Origin of the sequence: Blastopirellula sp. J2-11 (assembly GCF_024584705.1) — a bacterium.
Taxonomy (GTDB): domain Bacteria; phylum Planctomycetota; class Planctomycetia; order Pirellulales; family Pirellulaceae; genus Blastopirellula.
Map to the genome: position 1 here is coordinate 3,432,377 of NZ_CP097384.1, position 14,588 is coordinate 3,446,964.

Sequence of the window (14,588 nt, forward strand, 5' to 3'; positions counted from 1 at the left end):
GGCTCTCACGGCTCCATGTCGCAGGACGAACGCAATGCACAGCCTTATCAAATCTCCTTCCAGGTCATTGCGTTTCGCAACGCTTGCTTTGCTCTGGATAGCGTGGCGCCCCGCCGATCTAACGGCGGCCGAAACGCTCTATGCCGTGCGTAGTGGAGTTGCACAAGATCTAAGTTTTGACGGCGCGACCTGGAAAACCACCCCGCAAGGACTCGTGGGAACCGGTGTCGCCAATGTTGCCTGGGCGAACCAATCGCTGTTAAGCAAGGATGCGGAGATCCAGATTCGGCTAACCCTGAACGAGCTCAATCACACGGCGGCGTCGATCTCGCTTGGCCCCGGCAGTCAATTTGGATTCGATGGCGACCAGCAACGCATGTTCGTGCAAGGCCCGTTGTTTGGCGGGATCACGAAATACCTCGAATCCGCCCATAAATACCTCGAACCAGGACGCCCCTTTCTCTGGAAACTGGAATCCCGAGATGGGCGCCTACGGATCTCCATCGATGACAAGCAGGTCTACGAAACGACGCTTCAGAGTCCGCTGGGCAATGTTGGTCTGCGACCACTGCGCGCGAAGATGACGGTCGAAAGCTTCACGCTTTCCGGAGAACTCAGCCAAGGGACCTGGCTCTCGCCTCAGCAGTCGGATGAAGTCACGATTCCAACGTTGCACTTGGAAAACGAAACCGATCGCCAGGTTGTCGTCGCGGCGGGGACGGCGGACGTCTATCAAGGACATCCAACCACGCTCTTGATGCCGGATGGGCAGACCCTCTTCGCCGCCTGGACCCTTAACCATGGCGGCGCCTGCGGCCCGTTGAAGAAAAGCACGGATGGGGGCAAAACCTGGAGTCCGCTCATCGACACGCCTGACAATTGGAGCAAGGTTCGCAATTGTCCGTGCCTGCAGCGGTTAGTCGATTCCGAGGGAACCGCCCGCCTGTTCGTCTTCGCCGGGCATGGCAAGATGCAACAATCCATGAGCCTGGACGACGGCCAAACTTGGACGCCGATGCAGCCCAACGGACTGCACTGTATTGTCGCCCCGATCACGATTCTCCCGATTGAAAACGGTCAGCGTCATCTGGCCGTTTATCATCGCGGAGCCGGGGATAAGGACCAGCCCCCTTTGCAGATTTGGCAAGCGACTTCCTCCGATGGCGGATTAACCTGGGGCAACGAACGGATGATCGCGGCCGTCGCCGGGGCCAACCCGTGCGAACCGCTGTTGCTGCGTTCACCCAACGGGAAACAGCTGATGTGCATCATGCGAGAAAACGCTCGACGTTTGAATTCGCTGGTCATGACAAGCGACGACGAAGGACAAACGTGGTCGAATCCGCAAGAGGTGAATGCGGCCCTGACCGGAGATCGCCATTGTGCGCGATATACGGAGGATGGCCGATTGGTGTTGGTCTTTCGCGATGTTGCCCCCAAGAGCCCTAGTTACGGGCATTTCGCGGCTTGGGTCGGAACGTATGACGATATCTTGAACGGTCGACCTGGTCAGTATCGCGCTCAACTTTTGGAACATCGCGGTTATCCGCGCGACACGGGCTATCCAGGGCTGGAACAACTGCCGGATGGAACTTTCGTGGCGACCACCTACGTCCAGCTTCGACCGAACGAAAAGAACTCCGTCGTCTCCGTTCGCTTTCAGATTTCGGAAACCGATCGCAGAGCGAACGAACGGAAACCGACACCGGTCGGGAAAAGCCGAACTGGCGGCTAGCGAGCAGCCGGCGCCGTTGTCGACGTTAGCTCGGCCGGCGTACGCAGATCGACCGCACCGGCGGCGATCTGCGATTCTTGCAGCGCCAACAGCATCCCGATTTTTTGCGCGGCGCTGTTCTCATGCGTGCGTTCAGCGCCGGGGGCGCTTCCCCAAATCAGATGCGATCCTTCGGTCGTGTGCAGCTCATAAAGATTGCGGCCATCTTCAGAAGATGCGGCCACAATTCGATGGAAATTCAATCGCGACCAGACGCTTCCCAGCGCGTCGGCGATGCGCGCCGCTTCGGTGATGCGAACGTCTCCCCACTCGTTGCCGGGCTTCTTGGTTCCATCCGGAGCGGCGCCCCCGAGATTGATACGAGGGAAGTTTTTTCGATTCGCTTCAAGAAACCCGTTGCCGCGACCCGGCAAAATCACCCCTTGGCTGTCGACCGGGATCAAACCCCAATCGGCGTCATCAATTTTCATTTTGACTTCGACCATCGCCACAGGGCGGCGGTATTGGATATCGACCAGAATCTTGGTCGGGTAATACTTGACGACGCGCACGACCGATTGGACCCAAGGGTTTTCGGCCTCTTCCACTGCCGTAGCGATTCGCTTAGTCAGATCGCGGTCACGAATGTCGAACGGCTTCTCATCTACAAAAAGAACGTCCGCGATTTGCTGCAGCACGCCTTCGCCTATCCAATTGGGCGGCGTTGAGAAAGAAATCCGCTCTTTCGTCACTAAATAGAGCTTGTCATCGGTCTGCGACTTGATTGACTGAGACAGCGCGTAGGCGCCCCCAATGAAGAGGATCACCATCAAGGCGCAAATCCAAAGCTGGCGCCCCAGCGGATCGGCAAGACCAAATCGCGTAGGCGCGGCGTTTCGCGATGGACGATTCACCCCTAGTTGCTCCCTGCTCGTAGAGAAAAGACTGGCCCTTCAGTTCTGGCCGGCGCAAACGCGCCTACCAATCGAACCTTAGTCTTGTGATCGGCCTTCCGGTCTCACGAACATTAGATCATCCAGACGAGAATCTAACGGAGGAAGCGTTCCCCTTAAAGCAGATCGCCGCTGAGTTGGCGATCGTTCGGATTCGATCGCCAACCGGCAGTCTGACGTTACCAAATGGTGACGCCATTTTTCAGCTCAATCCCGAAGACTTCATGCACCCGGCTGCGGACCAATTCCATCAACTGCAGCACATCGGTTGCTTTAGCGCCGGCGGCCGCAACCACAAAGTTGGCGTTGCGATCTGACAGCCGAACCGCACCGACCGACGCGTCACGCAGGCCGGCCTGCTCGATCAAGCTAGCAGCACTGACGTCAGCCGGATTCCGAAAGAGGATCGAAATGTTTTGCTCCGGCAGCGGCTCAGCGGCTCGCTTGACGATCCACTGTTTTTGCATTCGCCGGGTCAATTCGGCGGCGTCCCCTTTTTCGAGCTTCAGCGCGGCGCCAAGGATCACAAATTCGTCCAAATTGCTCTCGCGATACGAAAACCGGAGCTCGCCGGCGCCGCATTTCCGAATTTCGCCTTCCGCCGTCATCACGTCGATGGTGGTCGCCCAGCGCCCCACGTCTTCACCGTTGTTGCCTGCATTTCCTCGCAATGCGCCGCCGATGGTGCCGGGGATGCCGACCAGCGATTCGAGGCCGGCCAGGCCGAGACCGACCGTCGTCGAGACCACATTAGCCAAGCGAGCGCCTCCGCCGCACTGCACAACAGCGTCGTTGACATCAATGCTGGAGAACGAAGGATGACTCAAACGGACGACGACGCCTGTGAGCGCCTCGTCACGGATCAACAGGTTCGACCCGCCGCCGAGCAAGCGGACCGGCTTGTCCTGCTCGCGACAACGCTTGAGCAGAGCGGCAAGTTCCGTCACGTTATTGGGTTCAGCAAAGTATTCCGCCGCACCGCCGATTCGCAGCCAAGCGTACGAGGCCAGCGGCTCTTGCGTGCGTACAAAATGCTCAAAACCTTGGCAAAAATCCATGTGAAGTCGTTCCTTAGCTTGCTAGCGCTCCGCCATCATCTTTCCAGCGGTCCATTAAACCGGGCTGCGGCGTCGTTGACAATGTCGGTGACGCCCCGCAATTGCACCGCACCGGGCAACGGTTTACGCTAAATACATTCGCCACGAAACCCGCCATCGGACATCGCCCATGAATTCCCCCTCCAGTGACGATCCGCAATCCCGCTATTCTCGCCGCTCTATGCTGGCCGCCGCCGTCGCCGGTACAGTCGCCGGCGCCGCCGCATCTTCGGTGGGTGGTAAGGTCCTGGCCGAAGAGGTGAAATCGACTGTCGGCGTAAAAAATGGCCGAATCAATCAGTCGATCGTGCCGTGGTGCTTTAACCCGATGAAGCTGGAAGAGTTGGCGCCGCATGCGGTTCGCCTGGGGATGAAATCGATCGAATTGGTGCAGCCGGTCGATTTCCCCATTTTGAAAAAGCATGGCCTCATCTGCGCATTGACCAGCTCGCATGGATTTGTGAAAGGCTGGAATGACGTCGCCAATCACGAATTCTGCCGAGAAAAAATGACCTCGGCCATCAACGCAACCGCCGACGCGCAGTTTCCGGCTGTCATCACCTTTAGCGGGATGCGCGGCCAGCTGACCGATGAAGAAGGAAAACGAAACATGGTCGCCGGGCTCAAGACGATCATGGGTCTGGCCGAAAAGCGGGGAGTCAACATCTGCATCGAACCGCTCAACACCCGCGTGGATGTCCACATGAAAGGGCATCCCGGTTATCAGTGCGATACGATCGAATGGGCGGTCGACGTTTGCGACGCCGTCGCATCGCCGCGGCTAAAAATCTTGTTCGACATCTACCATACGCAGATCATGCAAGGAGACGTGATTACGCGGATTGGCCAGTACCAAGACTACATCGGCCACTATCACACCGCAGGCGTCCCCGGCCGCAACGAGTTGGACGACCAGCAAGAGCTGAACTATCCGGCCATCATGAAAGCGATCGTCGCTACCGGCTACACCGGATACGTCGGCCAAGAATTCATTCCGAAGAACAAAGACATGATCGCTTCGCTGGAAGCGGCCGTGCAACTTTGCGACGTCTAAGACGTTATCGGCGGCGTGACCGTTGACGCGCGCGCTTCAAGAAATTCGGCTTCGCGACAACATTGGTATGCGGAGCGTCAGTTCGCGCGTTTCGCGGCCAAGAGTGCGCCTCGGTGCACAGCGCCGACGCGAAAATGTCTTCTTTCGCCAGGTAACGACTCCAAGCGTTAGGAGCGTTGAGCGCACAAAGAACGGCCGAGTTTAGCTCGTACAGATTACCGTCGAGACCTTGATCGACCAAAGCGCGCTGCAGCGTGCCGGAGACTCCCATCGTCGCCGCTTTCGCCGCTCGATCGATCGGGATCCGTCCATCCACCTGGTCGGTCGCGATCGACTCCGCCGCGGTTTCGCAGGCGTCTTGATTAAAGGAATGGACGCCGGCGCAAACCAACGGTCGCGCCGGGTAGACCATACAAGCGCCGTCTCCCCCCAACAGTCCGCAACCTAGACGCTTGGTTGCGATTTCTTCACGCGTCATCATCGCGCGGCGCAGCGTCAACTTTTCAAGACGTTCCTGAATTGCGGCGACCTGCTCCTGCGACAGACACTGAGAGATATACTCGGCCGCTGCGATCGCTTCGAGCGGAGTGACGTCAATCGCAACCGTAAAACAACAGGCCGAACAACCCTGGCGACACGCGCGCAGAGGCGCCGTCAGATTCTCGGTCAGCGGATCGGGCTGCAAGCCGCGCAGCGTGTCGATTACGTCCAGCGACTCTCCCTGTTTCAGATCGGCGATTAGTTGAGGAAGCTCACCCTTGACGCGAGCAACCGCCGCGTCAAACGCGCGGCGAGCGTCGCCACCAGATTGAATTTCTTGAACCAGAGAACTCATGCGAGTCGCTTCAGAGGAGGGAGAGAATTTTGCGGTGCTACATGATCACTACCGATAAGCTTCGGCAATCAGGGCCATCGTGAGGGACAAATTAGCGATCGAAGCAGTGGATTCGCGATCCTCTCTGCATGCGGTAGGAATTTCCGCAAGTTTGCCGGTCAGGTCGTGCTTTCGGCTTGTCAGGCATGACAAGCTGACGGAAATTGGGCTAGAGCGGTTTCCTGCTAGCTGACCCATTTTGATTTTCCAACGATTGAAAGTGAAGACGGTGCTGCGCGGCACGTATCGACATCAGCCGCACGGCGTTAGCCGCGGTTTCTGACAGGAACTCTTTGTCGACGGAAAATTGGAGACAAAAACCGCGGCTAACGCCGTGCGGCTGATTTTGGGGGAGAAGCTAGACGACAGGGGACTCTTTGTTCAGCTTGCTGAAAAGCGCTCTATCCCTCAGTGCAAATTCATTTTGGAGACGACTCTCTGGCGACAAGATCAAAGTGAGAAGCCGTTCGTTGCACAAGAAAAGAAGCGGAACGAGCCGGGTGAACTTGATCTCGATTGCTTCAGAACAAGCGAAATGCTGGCGGAGTTACGAACGCATCGGCTTACTGTTTAAGACTTTGCGCTTTTGGTCATATGTTTTCTGCGCCATTGGTGACATCCCGATTTTTAGTGCGTTCGTTAAATTAAAAGCCACGAAAACGCCCATTTTTTTTCGTGAATTGTTAGACGGCCCCATCCTTTCCTTCTACCCGCCGCAAATATCTCGGAGCGTACGAATGTTATCCTCAGTCAAACGTCAGGGCTTTACCCTGGTCGAATTGCTTGTCGTGATTGCAATTATCGGCGTCTTAATCGCCCTCCTCTTGCCGGCCGTGCAACAGGCCCGCGAAGCAGCTCGCCGCATGAGTTGCACCAACAACATGAAGCAGCTTGGCTTAGCGGTCCACAACTATCACGATACGCATCGCGTCTTTCCGCCGGGACTGTTGCATCCAGATCCGGCCGCCACCGCAGGCGCCAAAACATCCTGGTTTTCGCCCAGCGTTTGGGCGAATGGTTATGGCTGGGGCACGTTCATTCTCCCGTTCCTCGAACAAACCGCGATTTATGATGAGCTGCGATCGGTTCCAGTCTGGACTCCTGCGGACGCGCAACACACCATCTCCGCCTATCACTGCGCCTCGGACCCAAGTCCGCTGATCAATCCGTATTACTTTGACCAATTCTATCTTCCCAGCGGCGACATCCCCGACGAAGAGCGGATGGCCAAATCCAACTATGTCGCCAATATCGGAACCGGCGTCGCGCTTCCCAGCGGCGTCACCTTGGGCGATGGCGCATCCAGCTTGCACAGCAATTTTCGGTTTCGAGATTTTACCGATGGGACTTCGAACGTCATTTACTTTTCCGAACGGGACGGCGTGCGTAAGTCTTCTCTGTCATCCTCCAGTCCCTGGGGCGGCGCGATCTGGATTGGCGCGCCAAAAATCACCACCGGCGGCTCGTACTGTCACAATCACTGCTTCTTTGCCGGCGACGCGACCAATGCGACCAACGCGCCGATCAATGCTCCTAGCGGAAAAGCCTTGGTGGGCGATGTCGCCAGCAGCCAACACCCCGGCGGCGTGAATGTCACCATGGTGGATGGTTCGGTTCATTTCCTCAGCGAAAACACTTCCTGGGAAACCGTGGCCGCTTTGGCGAAACGCTCCGACGGCCAAGTGGTGGGAGAATGGTAATGCAAGAATTACGAACCCCACTTTCCGGCACGCATGCCTGCGGCTTGATCGTGCTGGCGTTGTGCCTAACGGGATGCAGCCGCGATCCGTTCGCCTGTGTTCCGGTCTCTGGAACCGTCACGCTCGACGGAGAACCGCTTTCGACGGCGCGCGTGATCTTTTCGCCCCAAGGGGACGGAAAAAGCGCGATTGTCGGTCCAATGTCGTACTGCATCACCGACGATCAGGGACGCTTTGAACTCGCGACTCCGTATGGCGAATCAGGCGCCGTCGCCGGAAGCCACAAGATCTCGATTTGCGGCGAAGTCCGGGACGAAGAGAACCCACGGGTTGTCCTCAAAAAGGAATACCTACCGGCTCGTTACTGGCAAGGCGATACGCTGACCTTTGACGTTCCCAATCACGGAACCGACGAAGCCCACTTCGCTCTCGACAGCAAATAAGAGCCCTTCTGGCTCTGAAAAAATGGAAGCGATCCGCCGAATCTTCGTCGCGGAGCAGCTCAAAAGTTATCGCTGCGCTGGTCTTGTCGACTTGTCAGACGAGACCAGCCAGCGGAAACTTTGACTTGCCCCCACTACGAATCCATTCCGGACACTTCCTCATGCACGCAGAAATCGTGGCGATCGGCGACGAACTAACCAGCGGCCAACGCCTAGACACCAACTCGCAGTGGCTCAGTCAGGAACTGGGGAATCTAGGAATTCCGACCCGCTTTCACACGACCGCCGCCGACGATCTAGAACCGCTGATCCGCTGCCTGCAAATCGCCGCCGAGAGAGCCGAGATCATCCTGGTCAGCGGAGGACTCGGCCCGACTGCCGATGATCTGACGCGCGAAGCGATCGCCGCGGCGTTTGGATTAGAGCTGCAGTTGGATCCCGAGAGTCTTGCGCATATCGAGCGGCGATTCGCGTCGCGCGGCTTCCCCATGCCTGAAAAGAACCGCGTTCAGGCCCTTTTTCCGACCGGCAGTGTTGTGATCCCCAATCCCAACGGCACCGCGCCGGGGATTTACCTCACGATCCAGCGCAAAGGACGCAGCGTGCGGCTGTTCGCCTTGCCGGGCGTACCGATCGAGCTGAAAGAGATGTGGCAAGCAACGGTCAAAGCGGCCATCGCTGGCGAGTCAGGCTTGCCGGTGAACCTCATTCGCCACTTTGAACTAAAATGTTTTGGCGTCGGCGAGAGTCGCTTGGAAGCGATGTTGCCTGACATGATTCGCCGCGGACGCGACCCGCAAGTCGGCATCACCGTCCACCAGGCGACAATCACGCTGCGGGTGACCACCAGCGGCAAAGATGAAGCGGAATGCTTGGCGAAAGCTCAACCGACGCTCGATGAGATCCGCACAACCCTCGGTCCCCTCGTCTTTGGCGAAGCCGGCGACGAACTCCAAGACGCGGTCGGACGCTTGCTGGCCGAGGCGCATCAATCGGTCGCCTGCTTCGAGTCGGCGACCGCCGGCATGATCGCTTTTTCCCTCTCGGAAGCGTCACCCGCCAACGAATACTTTGTCGGCGGACGAATCGCACCAAGCTTCGCCAGCGTCACCCAATATGTCAGCGAAGCGACCGACGATCCGGTCACGCTGATCGAGCGCGCCGCAGAAAAAATCCGCGCCGAATTTCAAGCCGACTTTGGCCTGGCGATCGGCCCCATCAACCAAGCCGGCGCCTACAGCTTCGCCATCGCCGACCTGGCCGGCGTAATCAGCGATTCATCGCAAACCCTAGGGCACCCCGAGATTCATCGCCCCAGAGCCGCGAAGCAAGCGCTCGATCTGTTGCGCCGGCGTCTACTATCAAAAGCTTCATAACGCTGCGGGAAAAATAGTTCCCTTTCTCTCTGCGATAGTAGCGATGACTAGAGCAAGGCCATCGCAAATTGGGCAGGAAACCGCCCAATTTGCAACGATATCATTTTTTAGTGTTTTATAAATAGAGACCTCTATGGCTCCGATTTTTTGACTAATATCACCGATTACTTAGTTCAAACGGACGATTACCAGATTCTCAGTAACATACGCCCTAATAACCCCTTTCGGAGTCTCCTTGTCATGCGTTCCAGCCCCGCTTCAAGAAACTTAGGTTTCACACTTGTTGAACTGCTTGTGGTCATCGCGATTATCGGCGTATTGATTGGGCTGCTCCTTCCGGCTGTCCAGCAAGCGCGTGAAGCCGCTCGGCGGATGCATTGCAGCAATAATCTAAAGCAGATTGGGCTCGCGATGCACAACTACGTCGACACCTTCAAAACGTTGCCGCCGGGCGCTATTTGTTTGGCCTCGGAAGGTGACATTACGGCCTCTGCTCATGACGCCGACGAGTTTCCTCGTGAGGACTATTGGACCGCTACATGGGCGACCATGTTGCTTCCCTTTCTGGAACAAGCGAACTTGCACGCGCAGTACGACTTCAGTTCGGTCGTGGCCGACAACGAGGTCGTCACGCAAGTCGAGGTCACCGGTTTCGTTTGTCCCAGTGATTCCAGTTCCCTCAACTTTACGCAAGACAGCCACAACTGTTCGAAAGGGAACTACGCTGCGGCCGTAAACACCGACGACACCTACAACCGTCGGGACTGGGGAGATCCCTTCTTTCGCGGCTCCTTCAATCCTCGTTACCAATACGGCGCCAAGTTCCGCGACATCACCGATGGAACATCCAACACGATCCTGGTCGGCGAAATCTTGAAGTGCAGCAAGGGGACGATCCAAGAAGGGGATTCTCGCGGCGCGTGGGCCCATCCGTCCGGAAGCCTTTTCGCCCTCAACGGCGACTCCACCCAAAATCCATTCACTGCCTCTGATCACGGCGGCATCAATACCGATGCTCGCATTGCGGGAAATGATAACAAGGATTACCCCGGCTACTGCGACAATTCGGTCGTCGACGATTCTCAACTCTCGTGCGTTGACACGCGCTCCGAGTTCGCCAATATCCTGATGCGAAGCCGGCATCCCGGCGGCGCGATGAGCGTCTTCGGAGACGGTTCGGTTCGCTTTCTTTCCGAGACCGGCGATAAGCAAATGCTTTTCCGGATGATTGCGATTGCTGACGGAGAGGTGATTTCAGACTTCTAAACCAATCATGAAAACAAACAGTTACCCCAACATGACAAACCGATTATTCGCCATTTCCGCCTTATTGCTGGTCACCGCCGCTTCACTGCTTGGCTGCAATACGGGCCCTCCCGCACTGACGGCGGAACAAAAAGCGGAGAACATCAAACGCTTCGGCGACGAGTTTCGGACCCAAGTGTTCAAGGCAATTCAGCAGACCCAACGGAAAAAAAGCCCAACCCTGCACCATGCCGATACGCTCTTGGAAAACCTGGGAGGCAGAAGCCCCGCCTACGTGACGGGGTACGAGCAACAATACGACCAGCTTGAAGCGGCGATCGCCAGAGCCGCTGAAGGCGTCACACCCAAAGAACTGGACGAGCTGGCGGCTCAAGTCGAGCAGTTGCCCGGTTCGGTCACTTACAAAGAGGTTCGCGAAGGACGCGAGCCCGACTAGTTCCCAACGATAATCGCACCGGCGCCGCGCCAAATCTCATCCGTCGTCCTGCCCAGAAGTCCATTGCCGCGTGCATGCGGAAACAAGTATCGCCACCCGCGAAGCAGGCGCTGGTTTTATTACGCCAACGACTATTGGCGAAAACCTCTTTGCAGTACAGCAACTCATAGCCCCCTTTCGCAAAGCGAAAGGGGGCTATGGTGTTACCATGCCCTTCTGGCTGCGCGCCAAGACTTGACAAAGTCTCACCATTTAATTAGTATGTTTTGATAAATCTCACGGGCAAGCAGGTGCGCTGGCGAGACATTTTCCCTTCCTGGCAACATCAGGAGGAAAGTTTGCTGCGCGCTTGGCTGCCTATTTTGGGGCACGCACTTACCACGGCCTTGCGATCACGGAGAGGGCGATTTCATGGTCGCTATCCGGTCCGATGGTCCAACCCGAAAAAAACGTCGCGGTCCGGTCCACATTGTGAAACCAGTCACGAAGTCTCGCAGCCCGCAGGTCGAATGAAACATTAGCCAGAGGTGCAAGCCGATGGAATGGGGTCGACGATTCCGACGCGGATAGAAGTCGCCAGACGCAATCCATCGGCTTGCGCCTCTGGCTAGTGTTCGCGGGGTTTGAAAAATCGCAACGAGCTTCAAAGAAACGGTCCGGTCCAAACCCATCGGACAAAAAACAGAGCAGTCCGGTCCAGCCCAGTGTCCAACCTGGCGGACAAATACAGAGCAGTCCGGGCCGGGCTACCAAGAGGTGGGTTGCGCAAGCGAATTCGGCTGGATCTGGGTGGTGGAATCGTGCGCACTTGCTCCACCCACTCTACGGTAGAAGGTTATTCGAGATTTGCCAGCAACTGCGGAACGTCGGCGACTTCGACCGCTAGATCTGCGCCGAAGGTGACGGGGTAGCGGACGGCGTCGGCTAGTCGTTTTAGATAGACGTGACGCGGGATTTCGTAAGCGCCCATGCTGCCGGTGTGCGGGGTCCATTGTTGAATATCGAAGAGATGATAGCCGCGTACATTGAGATGGGCGACCAATGTCGCTAGCGCTACCTTGGATGCGTCGGTGACGTTATGAAACATCGATTCGCCGGCGAAGAGTCCGCCGACGGCGATCCCGTAGATGCCGCCGGCCAGTTCTTCGCCTTGCCAGACTTCCACGCTATGTGCGTGCCCCTCTTCATGCAAATTGCAGAAGGCTTTGAATAAATGAGGCGTAATCCAGGTCCCATCGCCTCCTTTGCGGCGGCGCGAGCATCCCCGCATCACGTCCGGAAAGGCCCGATCGCAGGTCGCGGTAAATTGACCGCTGCGCAGCGTTCGGGCCAAACGACGCGAAACGTGCAAGTCGTTCAACTCGATGATCGCGCGGGGATCGAGGGAGAACCAAGTCATCGGCAGCCAATCATCCCACATCGGCCAGGGGAAAATCCCATGGCGATAGGCGTCTAACAGGCGCTCGGCCGATAAATCTCCGCCGACCATCACGAGCCCTTGCTCGTCGGCCGAATCAGCTGGGGGAAAAAACTTGGGCGGCATCTTCCGTTCCGTGGTTTCCGCGAAGGTCTTGTTCTTTCCAAATTGTGCTGGACAATAGACTTAAGAGCAATCGGCAGTCGATATCAAAAAACCTGTCGGCAGCGGCCACGATGAACTTGACTCGGAATCGCCAAAAAGCATAAATTGCCTCCACTCGCCATGGAAGGCGAAGACGGCGACCGACTTACGTCGCTTTTGATCAGCACGGAGCTGCATCAAAAACGGGCCGAAAACAGCCGACGCCGCGGGACGAAATGTCCCTGAAAGGATTTCAAAGTGCCACTGGACGACTCACGCGAGCTAGTACGCCAAGCATCCGATATTGCGGATGTGATGGGCGGTTACATGCCGCTGACGCGCCAGGGTCGCATCTATCTTGCTCTTTGCCCTTGGCACAACGACACTCGCCCCAGTTTGCAGGTCAACCCAGACCGCCAATCTTGGCGCTGTTGGGTCTGCGGAATCGGCGGCGACATCTTCAGCTTTGTGATGCGTCGCGAAGGAATCGACTTCCGCGAAGCGCTGGAGTTGCTGGCCGATCGAGCCAATATTTCTCTGACCAAAGCGGCGCCGACCCAGCCCGGATCACCGAACGACAAAAAGACGCTCTTTGCGGCCGCTGCCTGGGCCGAGCGGCTTTTTCAGAAAAATCTCGCCCATTCACACGATGCGGACGCCGCGCGACGTTATTTTCATGATCGCGGCGTTTCCCAAGATTCGGTCAACCGTTTCCATTTGGGATATGCTCCCGATCAGTGGCAATGGCTCGTCGATCAAGCCTATTCGACCCAGTTTTCGGCCGCTGTCCTCGAAAATGTCGGCCTGATCGGCCGCAGCAGCACTTCGGGCAAACCGTACGATCGCTTCAAGGGACGCGTGATCTTCCCGATTCATGACGTTCAAGGACGCACGATCGGCTTTGGCGGCCGTATTCTGCCGCAAAACACCGATGTCAAAGCGGCCAAGTACGTCAATTCGCCCGAAACCAAGCTTTTCTCGAAGAGCGACAATCTCTACGCGCTTGATTTGGCGCGGGACGCCATCGTCGAGTCCCGTTCGGCGATTGTGGTTGAAGGTTATACCGATGTGATCGCGCTGCAGCAGGCCGGCATCAAGAATGTAGTCGCCGTACTGGGAACGGCTCTGGGCGAACGTCATATCCATCTGCTTCGCCGCTACGCCGATCGAATTTATCTGCTGCTTGACGGCGATGAAGCTGGCCAACGACGAACGAACGAAATCCTGGAACTGTTCGTATCAGAGCAAGCCGACCTGCGAATCGTCACGCTGCCCGATCAACTTGATCCTTGCGACTTTGTGCAACAGCGCGGGGTCGACGCGTTTTACGCCGCGTTGGATACCTCGGTCGACGCACTTGAACACAAACTGCGAATCACCACAGCCGGCGTCGACGTCCGGCGCGATTTGCACAAAGCGAATGAAGCGCTCGAAAGCTTGCTCTCGACCTTGGCCCGAGCGCCTCGTTTGCGCGACGACACCGGGTCGGACGTTCGCTTGCGAGAACATCAATTTTTGGCTCGCTTGGCCCGCAAATTTGAAGTCGACGAGCTGGAACTACGGAAACGACTTTCCTCGCTTCGTCGCGCGACCAACGCATCGGTCAGGCCGACCGAACAAGCGGACGAATCGACCAAATTACGTGCCGCTGACTTGGATCCGTACGATCGAAATTTTCTCGAAGTACTCGCTTGCCAGCCTGACTTGACCATATTGGCGGCCGATGAAATCGGCGTCGACGAGATGAGCAGCGCGGCGGCTGTTCAGCTTTATCAAACATTTATATCGGCTTGCCATGACGGCTCGCCGGTCGAATTTAATCAGTTGCTTTCGCAGATCGAATCGGAATCGCTCAAAGGCTTGTTGGTGGAACTCGACGAGCTGGCGGCGGCGAAGAAAATTGTCGATCCGGAAACGCTGCTGAAAACGATCATCGCGGACTTTAAACGCCGCTATGAAGACCGAGAGGGACGCGATAGCGTCGCCGCTCTCGAACAGAAGAATTTGCAACCGCAGGAAGAACTAGATGTCCTGCAGCAAATGATTGAACGACAACGAAATCGACAGGGAATCGTTTCTCCCACGGACGGGTAGAACTGTCGAGCTATTGCTTA

General features: G+C 57.0%; 12 protein-coding genes. 8 read left to right on the forward strand and 4 right to left on the reverse strand.

All coding sequences use genetic code 11. The features are described from left to right. Positions 1–34 precede the first annotated feature (34 nt). A complete protein-coding gene (locus tag M4951_RS13645; protein ID WP_262022205.1) occupies positions 35–1,735 on the forward strand; it encodes a sialidase family protein in 1,701 nt (566 codons plus the stop codon). Here the strand turns inward: M4951_RS13645 and M4951_RS13650 are convergent. Beyond that, a complete protein-coding gene (locus M4951_RS13650; RefSeq protein WP_262022206.1) occupies positions 1,732–2,628 on the reverse strand; it encodes a cell division protein FtsQ/DivIB in 897 nt (298 codons plus the stop codon). The two genes, M4951_RS13645 and M4951_RS13650, sit on opposite strands and share 4 nt — an antisense overlap. Positions 2,629–2,846: 218 nt before the next feature. Further along, the gene (murB, locus tag M4951_RS13655) at positions 2,847–3,725 is read right to left on the reverse strand and encodes a UDP-N-acetylmuramate dehydrogenase (protein ID WP_262022207.1); all 879 of its coding nucleotides are present in this window, start codon (positions 3,723–3,725) and stop codon (positions 2,847–2,849) included. Between the two features lie 169 nt (positions 3,726–3,894). On the opposite strand from murB, the gene M4951_RS13660 reads away from it, so the two are divergent. Next, positions 3,895–4,818 carry a hydroxypyruvate isomerase family protein gene (locus M4951_RS13660; protein WP_262022208.1) on the forward strand — a complete coding sequence of 308 codons (924 nt, stop codon included), beginning with the start codon at positions 3,895–3,897 and terminating at the stop codon, positions 4,816–4,818. A 4-nt stretch (positions 4,819–4,822) separates the two neighbouring features. On the opposite strand, the gene M4951_RS13665 is transcribed toward M4951_RS13660, so the two are convergent. Continuing rightward, positions 4,823–5,653 carry a YkgJ family cysteine cluster protein gene (locus tag M4951_RS13665; RefSeq protein WP_262022209.1) on the reverse strand — a complete coding sequence of 277 codons (831 nt, stop codon included), beginning with the start codon at positions 5,651–5,653 and terminating at the stop codon, positions 4,823–4,825. Between the two features lie 776 nt (positions 5,654–6,429). On the opposite strand from M4951_RS13665, the gene M4951_RS13670 reads away from it, so the two are divergent. The 5 genes from M4951_RS13670 to M4951_RS13690 all read left to right on the forward strand — a co-directional run bounded on the left by M4951_RS13670 (position 6,430) and on the right by M4951_RS13690 (position 10,913). Then, the gene (locus M4951_RS13670; RefSeq protein WP_262022210.1) at positions 6,430–7,392 is read left to right on the forward strand and encodes a DUF1559 domain-containing protein; all 963 of its coding nucleotides are present in this window, start codon (positions 6,430–6,432) and stop codon (positions 7,390–7,392) included. Further along, positions 7,392–7,835: a DUF4198 domain-containing protein gene (locus M4951_RS13675; RefSeq protein WP_262022211.1), complete on the forward strand. Its 444-nt coding sequence runs from the start codon at positions 7,392–7,394 to the stop codon at positions 7,833–7,835. The genes M4951_RS13670 and M4951_RS13675 overlap by 1 nt, the downstream gene beginning before the upstream one ends. A 161-nt stretch (positions 7,836–7,996) precedes the next feature. Beyond that, complete coding sequence (locus M4951_RS13680) at positions 7,997–9,211, forward strand: CinA family nicotinamide mononucleotide deamidase-related protein (RefSeq protein WP_262022212.1); 1,215 nt, start codon at positions 7,997–7,999, stop codon at positions 9,209–9,211. 240 nt (positions 9,212–9,451) lie between these two features. After that, positions 9,452–10,477: a DUF1559 domain-containing protein gene (locus M4951_RS13685; protein ID WP_262022213.1), complete on the forward strand. Its 1,026-nt coding sequence runs from the start codon at positions 9,452–9,454 to the stop codon at positions 10,475–10,477. Positions 10,478–10,508: 31 nt separating this feature from the next. Beyond that, positions 10,509–10,913, forward strand: coding sequence for a hypothetical protein (locus M4951_RS13690; protein ID WP_262022214.1), 405 nt, complete (start codon positions 10,509–10,511; stop codon positions 10,911–10,913). 835 nt (positions 10,914–11,748) lie between these two features. Here M4951_RS13690 and aat read toward each other — a convergent pair. Continuing rightward, on the reverse strand, positions 11,749–12,456 hold the full coding sequence (gene aat, locus M4951_RS13695) for a leucyl/phenylalanyl-tRNA--protein transferase (RefSeq protein WP_262022215.1): 708 nt from the start codon (positions 12,454–12,456) through the stop codon (positions 11,749–11,751). Positions 12,457–12,732: 276 nt separating this feature from the next. Between aat and dnaG the strand changes: the two genes are divergently transcribed. Then, positions 12,733–14,568 carry a DNA primase gene (dnaG, locus tag M4951_RS13700; RefSeq protein WP_262022216.1) on the forward strand — a complete coding sequence of 612 codons (1,836 nt, stop codon included), beginning with the start codon at positions 12,733–12,735 and terminating at the stop codon, positions 14,566–14,568. The last annotated feature ends 20 nt before the right edge of the window (positions 14,569–14,588 follow it).

Excerpts from the sequence above, each read along its gene's own strand:
- M4951_RS13645 (WP_262022205.1), top strand. The coding sequence starts at position 35 with ATGCACAGCCTTATCAAATCTCCTTCCAGGTCATTGCGTTTCGCAACG.
- M4951_RS13675 (WP_262022211.1), top strand. The coding sequence starts at position 7,392 with ATGCAAGAATTACGAACCCCACTTTCCGGCACGCATGCCTGCGGCTTG.
- murB (WP_262022207.1), bottom strand. The coding sequence starts at position 3,725 with ATGGATTTTTGCCAAGGTTTTGAGCATTTTGTACGCACGCAAGAGCCG.
- M4951_RS13670 (WP_262022210.1), top strand. The coding sequence starts at position 6,430 with ATGTTATCCTCAGTCAAACGTCAGGGCTTTACCCTGGTCGAATTGCTT.
- M4951_RS13685 (WP_262022213.1), top strand. The coding sequence starts at position 9,452 with ATGCGTTCCAGCCCCGCTTCAAGAAACTTAGGTTTCACACTTGTTGAA.
- M4951_RS13690 (WP_262022214.1), top strand. The coding sequence starts at position 10,509 with ATGACAAACCGATTATTCGCCATTTCCGCCTTATTGCTGGTCACCGCC.
- aat (WP_262022215.1), bottom strand. The coding sequence starts at position 12,456 with ATGCCGCCCAAGTTTTTTCCCCCAGCTGATTCGGCCGACGAGCAAGGG.
- M4951_RS13660 (WP_262022208.1), top strand. The coding sequence starts at position 3,895 with ATGAATTCCCCCTCCAGTGACGATCCGCAATCCCGCTATTCTCGCCGC.
- M4951_RS13665 (WP_262022209.1), bottom strand. The coding sequence starts at position 5,653 with ATGAGTTCTCTGGTTCAAGAAATTCAATCTGGTGGCGACGCTCGCCGC.
- M4951_RS13680 (WP_262022212.1), top strand. The coding sequence starts at position 7,997 with ATGCACGCAGAAATCGTGGCGATCGGCGACGAACTAACCAGCGGCCAA.